This window comes from Phytohabitans sp. LJ34, assembly GCF_052068095.1.
Lineage (GTDB): Bacteria > Actinomycetota > Actinomycetes > Mycobacteriales > Micromonosporaceae > Phytohabitans.
The window spans coordinates 80,291-92,433 of the sequence record NZ_JBQHDG010000033.1 but is presented as its reverse complement, the minus strand read 5'-3'; the positions used below and the strand labels follow the sequence as shown (position 1 = coordinate 92,433).

Below are 12,143 nucleotides of genomic sequence, written 5' to 3'. Positions count from 1 at the left end.
CTGGGTGCCCGGCTGACCGAGCTCTCCAAGGAGCAGGCCTCGTACCTGGGCGTGCCGATCGAGGGCCCCTACAAGCCCGACCACTACCGCTACTGAGTGAAAGGAGGGCACATGTCGGTCGCCGTCACGGGCTCCATCGCCGTCGACCATCTGATGCGGTTTCCCGGCCGCTTCGCCGAGCAGCTGGTACCCGAGGCGCTGGCGAAAGTGTCGCTCTCGTTCCTCGCCGATGAACTGACCGAGCGCCACGGAGGTGTCGCCGCGAATATCGCCTTCGGCATGGCGCAACTGGGCCTCCGGTCGACGCTCATAGGCGCCGTCGGACAGGACTTCGCCGACTACCGAGCCCGGCTGGAGGCTCACGGCGTGGACTGCTCCTGGGTGCACACCAGCCGGACAGCACACACCGCACGGTTCGTCTGCACAACCGATATCGACATGTGCCAGATCGCGACCTTCTACGCGGGTGCGATGACAGAGTCCGCCGACATCGACCTGACCCCACTGCTCGCGGCCGCCTCCCCGCCCAACCTGGTGCTCATCGGCGCGGACGCACCCGCCGCGATGCTGCGCCACGCTCGGGCGTGCCGCCAATATCCGGTGGCGGTCGCGGCCGACCCGTCCCAACAAATGGCGCGGATGTCGGGTGCGGAGATCATGGAATTCATCGATGGCGCGGACTATGTACTGACCAACGAGTACGAACTGGCACTGCTGAAGACGAAGACCGGCCTCTAGACCGCCGACATCCTGGACCGGATAGGGCACCTCGTCACCACCCTCGGCGCGAACGGCGTCCGTATCCGCCGGCGTGGCGAGCCGGAGATCCAGGTGCCCGCGGTGCCCACCTCCACCGCGCTCGACCCGACCGGCGTCGGCGACGGGTTCCGCGCCGGGTTCTTCGCGGCGATGTCCTGGGGCCTGCCTTTGCCGGACGCGGCGCGGGTCGACTGTCTGCTCGCCGTCGGGGTTCTGGAGGCGGCGGGCCCGCAGGAGTACGCAGTGCGGCGGCGGCCCTTCCTCGACCGGCTTGCCGGTGCGTACGGCGAGGACGTGGCTAGTCGGGTGGCGGATGTCTGGCCAGCGCCATCGATTGCCGTCCGCCGGTAGAGCCTCAACCCGCCGAGAACCCAAGGAGGGACGATGCGTCGGCTTCGACGGTTCTTCCTCCTCGCCGCAAAACACCTGTACCTCGGCCTGGTCTACGTGGGGGCATGGTCAACCCCCGCCGCAATGGGCGAGTTTCTGCACCGCGGGCAGTCCGTCGACGGCTCCGGATGTGGGCCCGCTCCCGGCCATCCCGAGCGGCTCGTTCCAGGTCGACCATTGTCCGAAGTGGAGCGCGGGTTGTGGCGGCAGCTCCTCCCGTGAGCTGCTGTCTGGCCGCTGGCATTCATAAGTGCTGCACTGGATAGTCATCGTCAATGTCCATGGTTCGTGTGGCCAATCCGGACCTGGATACGGCTTAGCATCGAGGCACCGAATCCCTCGGGCCGCGGCGTAAGCGGCCTGATGTCCTGCTGCCCTCGACGTGGACCGGCCGTGCCGGAAGGAGCTGACCGTGAGCGACCAGTTGTGGCAAGCGCTCGATGAGGTTATCGCCAACGTCGTCGCTCCTCAGGCGCAGTTGGTGGATCAACAAGGCACCTTCCCGAGCAAGTCGATGGAGGCGTTGGGGGAGGCGGGCGTACTCGGCGCGACCGTGCCCAAGGCGGACGGTGGCCTGGGCTTCGGCCTCGCTGAGGGCGCCGTGATCACCGAGCTGCTGAGCCAGGCGTGCGGGTCGACCGCGATGGTCACGATGATGCACTTCGCCGCCGTACCGGTCCTCGCCGCGCACGGTCCCCGTGACGTCCTGAGCCAGATCGCGGCCGGCCGGCACCTGAGCACGCTCGCGTTCTCCGAAGCCGGGTCACGCAGCCACTTCTGGTCCCCGGTGAGTACGGCCAGCGCAGCGGCGGACGGCCAGGTGGCCTTGAACGCCCGCAAGAGCTGGGTCACATCCGCCGGCGACGCGGACAGCTACGTATGGTCGAGCAAGCCGCTTGCCGCGGACGGGCCGATGACGCTGTGGTTGGTGCCGGCCGCCACGGCGGGTGTGAGGGTGGCGGGCCCGTTCGACGGGCTCGGGCTGCGCGGCAACGGATCGCGGCCGGTACACGCCGAGAACGCCCGCGTGCCACGGACCGCCATGCTCGGTGCCGATGGCGCCGGACTGGACGTCGCGATGCAGCTGACCCTGCCGTGGTTCCTGGTGCTCAACGCCGCCTTCAGCGTCGGGCTGGCCGAAGCGGCCGTGCGCGAGGCGATCAGCCACCTGACCAGTGCGCGGCTGGAGCACCTCGGCCAGACGCTCGCGGACCAGCCGTTGGTACGCCGTGACATCGGCATGATGCGGCTCCGCACGGACGCGGCACGGGCGATGCTCACCGACACCGTGACGGCCCTGGACGCCGGCCGGGAGGACGCTGGCCTGCGGGTGCTGGAGGTCAAGGCGGTGGCCGCCGAGACCGCGATCGAGGTGACGGACCTCGCGATGAAGGCCTGTGGCGGCGCGGCGTTCCGCAAGGACCTCGGCGTCGAGCGCAGGTTCCGCGACGCCCGCGCGGCCCGGGTGATGGCCCCGACGACCGACCATCTCACCGAGTTCGTCGCCCGCCTAAGCTGCGGCATGCCGATGCTGGACGGTGCCTGATGGCCGGCGCGCTCGTCATGGGAGCGGTCTGCTACGACCCGAAGGTCGTGACGATCTGGACCGGGTTCCGGCGCTGGTTCGTCGACCACGGTCTGCCGTTCGACTTCGTGCTGTACTCCAACTACGAACGGCAGGTGGAAGACCTCGTCGCCGGCCGGACACACGCCGCCTGGAACTCGCCGTTGGCGTGGGTTCGAGCGCGCCGGCTCGCGGCCGCACGCGGTCAGGTGGCCCGGCCGCTCGTCATGCGGGACACCGACCGCGATCTCATATCGGTCGTCGTGGTCCGGGTGGACAGCACAGCCGAGAAGCTGTCCGACCTGGCCGGCTGCACCGTCGCCACGGGCGCGGTCGACTCGCCACAGGCCACGCTCATCCCGCTGGCGAGCCTGGCCGAGCTCGGCGTCGACGTCACAGTGCGCCGCTACGACGTCGGTGTCGGCCTGCACGGCGACCACATAGGCGGGGAACGTGACGCCGCCCGTGCTCTCGCCGCAGGCGAGGTCGACGCCGTCTGCCTGCTCGACGCGACACACCTGACGCTCCTGCGCGAGGGCACGCTGAGCACTGGCGGCACCCGGGTCATCGGCCAAATGGGCCCCTACGACCACTGCAACATGACGGTGGTCGACGCTGCTCCAGCCGACCTCGTGGAACGGTTCGGCGATCTGCTGTTGGGCATGGACTACGGCGACGAGCGATTGCGTCCCCTGCTTGATTTGGAAGGGCTGCACTCCTGGGTGGAAGGGCGGCTGTCCGGCTACGAGGTCCTCGAGACCGCGACGGATCGCCTCGCCTTTTACGGACCCGCCGGACAGCTCACTGCCGCCGGCTATCGGCCGTGATCGAGCAGCGGCTCGACCTGGGCGGACTCGGGTTGGATCGCGGGGCACACCTGCTCCTGCGCCGCGCGCTCGCGCCGCTGCCAGCAGGTACGCGGCTGGCTGTATACGGCCGTGCACCGGCCCTCGCGGTTCACCTTGGCGCCTGGTGCCGCGCGGAAGGCCACCGACTGGAGTCGCCTGAGCCCGCGACGGCGGAACTCCCGGTCGCCGTGGTCGTCCGTGGCGACCGCGACGATCGCCGTTGGCTCGGCGCCACCCGTGCGGGGGCGCCGGACAGAGTCGTCCGGCGCCCACCTGCCCGCTGGGGCCTCGCGCCGAGGGGCGCCCTCGTCGAGGCCGGCGGTCCCGAACCGCGGTTCGACCTCGACGACCGCGACCTGCTCTGGGCCGACGTCGCCCCACGGCTGTACGCGCACGCCGCGGCTCGACAGTGGGATCCGGCCACCGCGGTGCCATGGGACGAGCCGTTCCAGCAGCCCGACGAGGTCGAGGCGGCAGTCGTCCAGGTGATGACCTACCTGACGGAAAACGAGCAGGCCGCCCTGATCGTGCCCGCCCGGTTCCTCGGCCAGATCCATCCACACTTTCGCGAGGTCGTCCAGCTGCTCGCCGTGCAGGTCGCCGACGAAGCGCGGCACATGGAGATCTTCACCCGGCGGGCGCTGCTCCGGCACACCCAGATGGGTACCTCGTCCGCAGGCGGCCGCGCGTCGCTGTTCGCGCTCGTCGAGGAGTCGGACTTCGCGTTGGCGTCGTTCCTGCTATCGGTACTGGGGGAGGGCAGCTTCGTCAACCTGCTGGCGTTCTTGGAAAACCACGCGCCCGACCCGGTCACCCGCCGGGTGGCATGGCTCGCGATGCAGGACGAGCGGCGTCACGTCCTCTTTGGCGTGGCGCATCTGGCGCAGCACGCCGCGGCCGATCCGAAGCTGCGCGGCCGCCTCCGTGCCGCGATCGAACGCCGATACGACGCGCTGCGCGACACCGCTGGGCTCAACGCGGATGTGTTCGACGCGCTCCTACTTCTGGCGGCCGGCGGGTGGAGCACCGAGCAGCTCGAGTCGGGGTACGCGCGGGTGCAGCGGCTGGAACACGACATGGACCAGGGCCGGCGGCGACGCCTGGAGCGGCTCGGCTTCCCAGCCGACGAGGCCGAAGCACTGTCGGCCTTGCACACCCGCAACTTCATGTAGCGCGACCGCGTGTGAAACGCCGGTCCGGACACCGCGCGAGTCTCGGGGCCCGGACCGGCGAGTCAACCTACTGTCGGCGCGCCTCGATGATGTGGTACGGGAAGTAGGCGAGCATCGGCAGCGGCACGACCTGCTCGATGCGGTAGCCAGCGCCGCCGAAGAGCTGGTCGAACTCCTTGCGGGTCCGCTCGCGACCGCCGACCAGCAGCAGCATGGCCAGGTCGATGAGGTGCACCATCGGGTCGAGCGGCGGCTCGTCGCGGACGATGCCCTCGAGCGAGAGCAACGAGCTGCCCGGCTGGGAGGCGCGGTGACAGTTGGCCAGGATCCGCCCGGCCGGTTCGTTGTCCCAGTCGTGCATGATGCCCTTGAGCAGGTACAGGTCGCCGCCGGCGGGCACCTCCTCGCGGAAGTCGCCGCCGATGAGCTCGACGCGGTCGATCAGGCCTTTCTCCGCCATCGTGCGACGGGCCTCGTCCATCACCTCCGGCCGGTCGAACAGCACGCCGGTGGCGTGCGGAGCGGCCGCCAGGATGGCGGAGAGGAAGTGGCCCTGGTTGCTGCCCACATCGACGATGCGCTTGAACCGGGACAGGTCGAAGTTCTGCGCGACAAGTGGGGCTACCATCGCCGTCACCTCGTCGAGGTGCGCGGTCAGCGTCGCCTTCGTCTCGGGATGGGCGTCGTAGTACTCCCACATCGGCATGCCCAGTGCGTCCTGGGCAACCGACCGGTTCTCCATGACACCCGTGTACAAGTGCTCGAACGGCCGAAGGTGGCCCGCCTGGCCCATTCCGAGCGCGAAACCCTGTAGGGACTTGGGACCGGACCGCAGACACTCACTCAACGGCGACGGGCCGAACTTGTCCGAGTCGACGATCTGGCAGAGGCCGAATGCCGCGGCGGCGCGCAGGAAGCGCAGCAGAGACTCCGGATGCGCACCGGTCAGCTTGGCCAGTTCCGTGCTGCTCACCGGGCCGTCAGCGATGTGGTCGGCGATGCCCAACCGGGTCATGACGAAGACCAAGGCGGTGGTCTGGTATCCCAAGCCGAGCCGCATGACCTGCAACGGGGGCGGCTCCTGACCAGGAGCCGCGGTTGGAGAAAACGTTGGCTGTCCCATGGACGCAGGCTATCGACGGCGAACCCCAGCAACACTGGGGTTTCTACCGGTGGGGTCCACTCGCTGGCTCATTATGCTCGCCGCGACCATTCAGCGCCCGGGCCGGGGGTTGCACGATGAGCCTGAACATAGAAGCCCAATGCTGCATCGTGGGCTGTGGCCCGGCCGGAGCGATGCTGGGGCTTCTCCTGGCGCGCCGCGGAGTCGACGTCGTGGTGCTGGAGAAACACATCGACTTCCTACGCGACTTCCGCGGCGACGACATCGCGGCGGCCACCATAGAGATCCTCGACGAGATAGGTCTGGCCGAAGAGTTCCTCGCGCTGAGCCCACGTCGCGTCCGCGCTGTGAAAGCGCATACTGCGTCGGGCACCATGACGCTCGCCGACCTGAGCCTCGTGCGGACGAGGTTCCCGTTCGTCGCGGTGGTGCCACAGTGGGACTTCCTTACCTTCCTGGCGGCCGAGGCGGCGCTCGAACCAGGTTTCCGCTTGCTGACGGGCGCAGAGGCGACGGACATCATCGAGCAAGACGGCGTCGTCCAAGGGGTGCGCTTCCGGAGTGGCGACGAAGAAGGCGTGGTACAGGCGGCGTTGACCGTCGCGGCGGACGGTCGCACGTCCCTGCTACGGGACAAGGCGGCACTGCCGGTCGTCGCCACCGCTCCGCCGATCGACATGATGCTGTTCCGGTTGCCGCGCCGCGCGACAGACGAGGCGAGCGACGCGATCGATATTCACCTCGGCGCCGGCTGGGCCATGGCCCGCCTCGACCGGGGGGACTACTGGCAGGCGGCCTGCATGATTCCGAAGGGAGCGGCCGATGTCGTTCGCGCCGCCGGCGTGGACGCCTTCCGCGACGCCATCGCCGAGGTCATGTCCGATCTGGCCAACCACGTCGGGGCATTGGAGACATGGGATCAGATCCATCTGCTCTCCGTACAGACCAACCGGCTTCGGCGGTGGCACCGTCCAGGACTGCTGTGTATCGGCGACTGCGCCCACGCCATGTCTCCGATCGGCGGCACGGGCGTGAACTTCGCTATCCAGGACGCGGTGGTCGCGGCCAACCGCCTCACCGAACCGATCAGGCGCGGCGACGTCACCACACGCGACCTCGCTGGCGTGCAACGGGAGCGGCAGTGGCAAGTGCGCATCATGCAGCTGCTTCAAAGCCGCCTGACGAAGGGCTACGTAGCGGCCGCCGGCGACAAGCCTGACGGCATTCGCGGCCTCGGGCAACGGATCGGCCCGAAGCTGCTCAACCTGCCCGGGTTCTGCGCGCTCCGCAGCCGGATCACCGCGCTGGGCCTTCGGCGCGTGCACGTCGCGCCGGAGTTTCGGGTCGCGGCGCGCCAGCCTCCGGACGGTAGGCACCCATAGCAACATCCGGTCGCCCTCGGGGGAGGGGCGACCGGATGCCGCCGGGGCGGGAGAGAGTGCTGCCCCTGGCCTACTCTTTGACGGCCCGAGCGACGGCCGAGATCGGCGACACCGCAATCGTCGGCTGCGGACGGAATCCGGCCTGCTCCAGCCACTCGCGGGTCACCTCGGCGCCGTACGGCTCGCCACCCATGGTGTTGTTGACCACGAGGATAAGCCCGATGGTGTACGGGAACGGCGTCTCGCCGTGCTCCCACATGTGCGCGTGGATGACCACCTCGCCACCATGCGGCAGCCAGCCGTACACATGCTGGATCAACGCCTGGGCCCGCTCGGGGTCGAAGCCCTCCACCACATTGGACAGCAGTACCACGTCGCCGTCGGGGAACGTGTCGGTGAAGATGTCACCGGGCCGCACGGTGATCCGGTCACTGAGACCGGCCGCCGCGACGTTCTCGCGGGCGAGGTCGCACACCGCCGGTCGATCGACCGCCGTGACCCGCAGGTCCGGATTGGCCTGGGCGAGGGCGATCGAGTACGCGCACGAACCGCAGCCCAGATCCACCAGGTGGTGGTGCCCCTTCAGGGAGGTGTGCTCGGCAAGGCCGCCGGCCATCATCAGCGACGCCGCGCGAGTGATCCGGGCGAAGCCCACCGGACCGCCGAACGCGGGGTGGTCCTTGTCGCCGTCCAGGCGAATGGGGGCGTTGTCCCGCAACGCCTTCGTCAGCTGCGCGAAGCGGCCGAAGTGCGCGTCCTGGTGAGCGACGAGTGCACCCATGTACTCGGGTGCGCTGCTGACGAGGTGCCGGCTCGCGACCGGCGCGTTGCGGAACACGCCGTCGGCGTCACGGTCTACCAGGCGCTCGCCGTGCAGCGCCATCAGCAGCATGCGCGCGGAGCGGTCCGGCAGGCCGACGCGGTTGCCGATCTCCGCGGCGGTGCCCGGTCGCTCCTCCAGCGCGTCGAACAATCCCAGTTCGACGGCCGAGAACAGGGCCTTCGAGGAGAGGTAGCTGAACATGAGGCGGTGCAACCGGACGGTCTCCTGCGACGGCCAGCCAGCCGTAACGGCGGCACCCGAGGCATCGTCCTGCGCGGATGTCTCGGCCAGTCGTTCGTCGTACTCGTACGGCTCCTCCGACAGGAAGACGCTGCGGGTCGGCGGGCGCTCGGCGGGTGCGACCAGCAGCAGCTCGGCTCGCTCGTCGGGGCCGGTGGCGAGCCCGTGGGCCTCGCCGCGGGGGATGAAGACGACATCACCCTTACGCAGCGCGTACGCGCGGTTCTCCGAGGGGAGCTCGACGCGCAGGCTGCCGCTGAGAACGTAGATCTCGTGCTCCCACTCATGGTGGTGCGGTGGCGTGGCTCCGTTGGGCGACAGCTCGAAGATGCTCATCAGGAAGCGGTCGGCGCCGTCGGGCGTGTCGATGACCCGCCGGATGACCACCTGCTTCGCGCCCGGCTCCCGAACGATGTCCGTAGGCACGTCTTTGGCGTTGACAATCTTCATGTGTGCTCCCGCTCGCAGCTGCGTATCCCTTTGAGATATTTGCGGCACCGACGTGGCGAGGATAGGGGCCGTGGCGCGCGCCATTGACCGGTGCAAACCCTAGGGCGGGCACGCTATGGCGTCGCGCGATCCTCGATCCGGAAGACGGGATAGTTGGTCACCAGCCGGCTCAGGTCCTTGTCCGTCATCCGTTTCGGATTCACCTTGAGCCAGGCCCTTGCGAAGAAGTGGTAGCGAGCGACCAGGTCGCGCATGAAGATCACTTTCTCGTCGCCGGCCAACTCCACCGCCCGGACGGGTACTGCCCGACCTTTCGTGCGGAGCTCTGCCTCCGCGCCGGCACGAAGATTTCGGGCCCACTCCGTCTGGCCATAGAAGCCGACGACGTGCCGGTTTCCGTTGGACACGCTTATACCCACCGGGCGCTCGTACCAGCGACCCGAGCGGCGGCCGCGTACGGCGAGCACTTGGACGCTGTCGAGGCCACCCCGGTCCATGAAGCCGCCGAACCCGAACCGCAGGATGAGCCAGCGCATTGCCGGGTCGTAGACCCGCCGGCGGAACGCGGTCGGCCGCCTGTAGAAGCGCACCGCCGTCATCGCCACCACCGCCTCGCCTGAAGTCTCGTACCCATGGGCGCGGCGGAAGCGTAGCGGCCGGCGGAGCCGGCTGCCCTGGGGTAACCCCCGGTGCGTGGGCCGTTGAGCTGCCGTATCGGTTGCAGGTGCGAGGGTCCTGGAGGCATGTGTGGCAAAGCGGAGGAGAGCGCATGGACGGCGAACCGGTCGGCGGACGGTCAGGCTCGGCAGCCGGGACGGCGGGTGACGCGCTCGACCCCCGACGGTGGAAGGCTCTGGCCCTGCTCGGCATCGCGTTCCTGATGATCATCCTGGACGGGACCATTGTGCTGACTGCGGTGCCCTCGATGAAGCAGGACCTGAGGCTTTCCACTGGTGGCGTGCAATGGGTGATCACCGCATACGCGCTGACCTTCGGCGGCCTCATGCTGTTCGGCGGCCGCCTGGCCGACCTGCTCGGGCGGCGCCGGGTCTTCATGGTCGGTATGGTCCTGTTCGTCGCCGCGTCGCTGTTGTGTGGCCTCGCCTGGTCCGGCGGTGTTCTCGTGGGCGCTCGCGCCCTACAGGGTATGGCCGCCGCGGTATTGGCCCCGAGCGCCCTCGCCATCGTGATGACCACCTTTCCGGAGGGACCGGAACGCAACACCGCCCTGGGCGTCTGGGGTGGGCTCGGCGGGATCGGCGCCACCGCCGGCCTGTTGGTGGGTGGCAGCGTCACCTCGGGGCTCGGCTGGGAGTGGATCTTCTTCATCAACGTCCCGGTCGGCCTCGTGGCGTTGGCCTTGAGCCCGGTGCTGCTTCGGGAAAGCAGCGACCGGAGACGGCCACGGGCCTACGACCCGGGCGGCGCCTTCACCATCACGGCTGCGCTCACGCTAGTGGTGTACGCCGTCGTCAAGGCTCCGTCGACCGGCTGGACGGACCTGCGCACCATCGGCATGCTTTTCACGGCGGCCGCGCTGGCCGCGCTGTTCGTGCTGATCGAGTCGCGTTCGGCCGCGCCACTCCTACCGCTGCGTATCTTCCGATCCCGGACGGTGGTGGGCGGCAACGTGGCCATCTTCGCGGTCGGCATGGCTGTCGACGGCGCTCTTTTCATCCTTACCCTTTACGCCCAGCAGGTACTGGGATACTCGGCCGTCCAGTTCGGCCTCATGACTGCGGTGATGACCGGCATGGCGATCGTCGGTGCGCTCACCGGGCAGGCGGTGGTGACGCGGATAGGCCTGCGGCCGGTGATGCTCGCGGGCATGCTGCTCGTCGGGGGTGGCTGCCTTCTCCTGACGCAAATCTCCGCCGAGGGCAGCTACGTCGACGATCTGCTCGCGGCGATGCTCGTCTTCGGCCCAGGGCTGGGAGCCGCGTTCGTCGCCGCCCAGATAGCCGCGCTCACCGGCGTGCACGAGCAGGAGTCCGGGCTCGCCTCGGGTTTGGTCGACACCGCGTTCAACATCGGCGCCGCGCTCGGCATCGCCATCGCCTCGACCGTCGCCGTCTCGCGGACAGAGGAGTTGCTCGCACGCGAGAACGCCGCCGCTCCAACCGGCTCAGCCCTCACCGAAGGGTTCCAGGTCGCGTTCGCCGTGACCGCGGTCTTCGTCCTCATCGGACTGGTCGCCGCGCTGGTGCTGCCGAGCCGGCAAGACCGGCGCGAAGGCGCGACCGGTACCGCCGAGGCGGCACCGGTCGCAGGTGGCGCCGAGGGGTAGATCCCTAACCGGGGAGCAGGTTCGAAGTCACGCGCGGTCCGCGACGATGATGCGCATGGGTATCTCGGCCTGTCGATGCAGTCGCATGTCCTTGTACCCGGCGGCGGAGAGCATCCGCCGGTAGGTGCCGGCGGAATGCGCCTCGCCATTCTCCGTCCACACGAGCATCAGCAGCGAGAACAGATGAGCCTCTGGGCTGTCCCGGACCGGACCGTCGTCGGCGGTGATACCGACCAGGATCAGCTTTCCGCCAGGGTTGGTGACCGCCGCGACCCGCCGCAAGAGCTCCGTGGCGCGCTCGGGGGTGTGGTGGTGCAGGACGTTTGTGATCAACACGAGGTCGTAGGGTCCGCCGAGGTCGAGCGTGAACATGTCGCCAGCGATGGTCTCCACCCGGTCCGCGACCCCCAGCCTGGCCGCGTGCTTCTGCGCGATCTCGAGGACCCGCGCGCTGTCCACGGACCAGACCCGCGCCTGTGGGTGCTGCTGCGCGATCGTGAACCCATACTTCCCGTGCCCGCAGGCCAGGTCCAGGACGTGCAGACGCTCGCGTTGCGCCGCCCAGTCGTAGATGGTGCCGGTCAACCGGGCCACCGTTGGCTTGGTCACCGCGCTGGCGTGAGTGGCGAACTCCTCGTAATAGCCGTAGTTCAGCTGCTCCGCGTTCTCCGCGATGACCGGGCCGCCGCGCCGCACCGCCTCCGGCAGCCGGCCCATCGCCTCCCACTCCCACCGGCTGGTGAGGATGCGGCTCAGCTCGCCGAGGTACCCGTCGCGCGTGGGATCCAAGGTCTCGGCGGCCAAGGGCGCGAGGCGGTAGACGCCGTCCGCTTCCTCCAGGACGTCGATGGCAACAAGCGCGTTGAGCAGCAGCCGGGACCCCCTGGGTGCCAGCTCGAGGTCCCGGGCGACCTCGTCGGCGGTCGCCTGCTGCTCCGCGAGGCGGGCGAAGACGCCGAGCTCGATTCCGGTGCGGAGCAGGGCGCTCTTCTTGTAGGCCAGCAGCGTCTGGAAGATCTCGGCCGATGCCTGCACGGGCACCTCCCGTCCTGGTCGGGCTTTGTGCGGTCAGGCTACGAAGCCGCCATCGGGCGGATAATCGGGA

11 protein-coding genes and 1 pseudogene are annotated in these 12,143 nt (G+C 69.1%); 8 read left to right on the top strand and 4 right to left on the bottom strand.

Going from position 1 to position 12,143, the window contains the following annotated elements; genetic code table 11:
- The 6 genes and pseudogenes from ACTMTJ_RS41315 to ACTMTJ_RS41290 form a co-directional block, all read left to right on the top strand.
- Positions 1–96, top strand: a 96-nt coding sequence (locus ACTMTJ_RS41315) for an adenosylhomocysteinase (protein WP_441222463.1), incomplete at its 5' end; no start/stop codon positions are given.
- Positions 97–111: 15 nt separating this feature from the next.
- Positions 112–1,110 (top strand): annotated as a pseudogene (locus ACTMTJ_RS41310) (carbohydrate kinase family protein).
- A gap of 33 nt (positions 1,111–1,143) precedes the next feature.
- Positions 1,144–1,371 carry a DUF6059 family protein gene (locus tag ACTMTJ_RS41305; RefSeq protein ID WP_441224221.1) on the top strand — a complete coding sequence of 76 codons (228 nt, stop codon included), beginning with the start codon at positions 1,144–1,146 and terminating at the stop codon, positions 1,369–1,371.
- Between the two features lie 190 nt (positions 1,372–1,561).
- Positions 1,562–2,695, top strand: coding sequence for an acyl-CoA dehydrogenase family protein (locus ACTMTJ_RS41300; protein ID WP_441224220.1), 1,134 nt, complete (start codon positions 1,562–1,564; stop codon positions 2,693–2,695).
- Entirely contained in the window at positions 2,695–3,540 is an 846-nt protein-coding gene (locus tag ACTMTJ_RS41295) for a phosphate/phosphite/phosphonate ABC transporter substrate-binding protein (protein WP_441224219.1), read from the top strand. Before ACTMTJ_RS41300 ends, ACTMTJ_RS41295 begins: the two co-directional genes overlap by 1 nt.
- The gene (locus ACTMTJ_RS41290) at positions 3,537–4,733 is read left to right on the top strand and encodes a ferritin-like domain-containing protein (RefSeq protein WP_441224218.1); all 1,197 of its coding nucleotides are present in this window, start codon (positions 3,537–3,539) and stop codon (positions 4,731–4,733) included. Before ACTMTJ_RS41295 ends, ACTMTJ_RS41290 begins: the two co-directional genes overlap by 4 nt.
- 67 nt (positions 4,734–4,800) lie before the next feature.
- Here ACTMTJ_RS41290 and ACTMTJ_RS41285 read toward each other — a convergent pair whose 3' ends face one another.
- Positions 4,801–5,856, bottom strand: a complete 1,056-nt coding sequence (locus ACTMTJ_RS41285; protein WP_441224217.1) for a methyltransferase — start codon at positions 5,854–5,856, stop codon at positions 4,801–4,803.
- A gap of 116 nt (positions 5,857–5,972) precedes the next feature.
- Between ACTMTJ_RS41285 and ACTMTJ_RS41280 the strand changes: the two genes are divergently transcribed.
- Positions 5,973–7,238: an FAD-dependent oxidoreductase gene (locus ACTMTJ_RS41280; RefSeq protein ID WP_441224216.1), complete on the top strand. Its 1,266-nt coding sequence runs from the start codon at positions 5,973–5,975 to the stop codon at positions 7,236–7,238.
- Between the two features lie 70 nt (positions 7,239–7,308).
- On the opposite strand, the gene ACTMTJ_RS41275 is transcribed toward ACTMTJ_RS41280, so the two are convergent.
- Positions 7,309–8,751 (bottom strand): methyltransferase, encoded by a 1,443-nt coding sequence (locus tag ACTMTJ_RS41275; protein ID WP_441224215.1) that lies wholly within the window; start codon positions 8,749–8,751, stop codon positions 7,309–7,311.
- Between the two features lie 113 nt (positions 8,752–8,864).
- Positions 8,865–9,350 (bottom strand): nitroreductase/quinone reductase family protein, encoded by a 486-nt coding sequence (locus ACTMTJ_RS41270; protein ID WP_441224214.1) that lies wholly within the window; start codon positions 9,348–9,350, stop codon positions 8,865–8,867.
- Between the two features lie 170 nt (positions 9,351–9,520).
- On the opposite strand from ACTMTJ_RS41270, the gene ACTMTJ_RS41265 reads away from it, so the two are divergent.
- Positions 9,521–11,038 carry an MFS transporter gene (locus tag ACTMTJ_RS41265; RefSeq protein ID WP_441224213.1) on the top strand — a complete coding sequence of 506 codons (1,518 nt, stop codon included), beginning with the start codon at positions 9,521–9,523 and terminating at the stop codon, positions 11,036–11,038.
- 27 nt (positions 11,039–11,065) lie between these two features.
- On the opposite strand, the gene ACTMTJ_RS41260 is transcribed toward ACTMTJ_RS41265, so the two are convergent.
- Positions 11,066–12,079 (bottom strand): class I SAM-dependent methyltransferase, encoded by a 1,014-nt coding sequence (locus ACTMTJ_RS41260; protein WP_441224212.1) that lies wholly within the window; start codon positions 12,077–12,079, stop codon positions 11,066–11,068.
- Positions 12,080–12,143: the final 64 nt, after the last annotated feature.

Bases quoted from the DNA above. Each gene is read 5' to 3' on its own strand.
- ACTMTJ_RS41305 (WP_441224221.1), top strand. From the start codon at position 1,144: ATGCGTCGGCTTCGACGGTTCTTCCTCCTCGCCGCAAAACACCTGTAC.
- ACTMTJ_RS41295 (WP_441224219.1), top strand. From the start codon at position 2,695: ATGGCCGGCGCGCTCGTCATGGGAGCGGTCTGCTACGACCCGAAGGTC.
- ACTMTJ_RS41285 (WP_441224217.1), bottom strand. From the start codon at position 5,856: ATGGGACAGCCAACGTTTTCTCCAACCGCGGCTCCTGGTCAGGAGCCG.
- ACTMTJ_RS41280 (WP_441224216.1), top strand. From the start codon at position 5,973: ATGAGCCTGAACATAGAAGCCCAATGCTGCATCGTGGGCTGTGGCCCG.
- ACTMTJ_RS41275 (WP_441224215.1), bottom strand. From the start codon at position 8,751: ATGAAGATTGTCAACGCCAAAGACGTGCCTACGGACATCGTTCGGGAG.
- ACTMTJ_RS41270 (WP_441224214.1), bottom strand. From the start codon at position 9,350: ATGACGGCGGTGCGCTTCTACAGGCGGCCGACCGCGTTCCGCCGGCGG.
- ACTMTJ_RS41265 (WP_441224213.1), top strand. From the start codon at position 9,521: ATGGACGGCGAACCGGTCGGCGGACGGTCAGGCTCGGCAGCCGGGACG.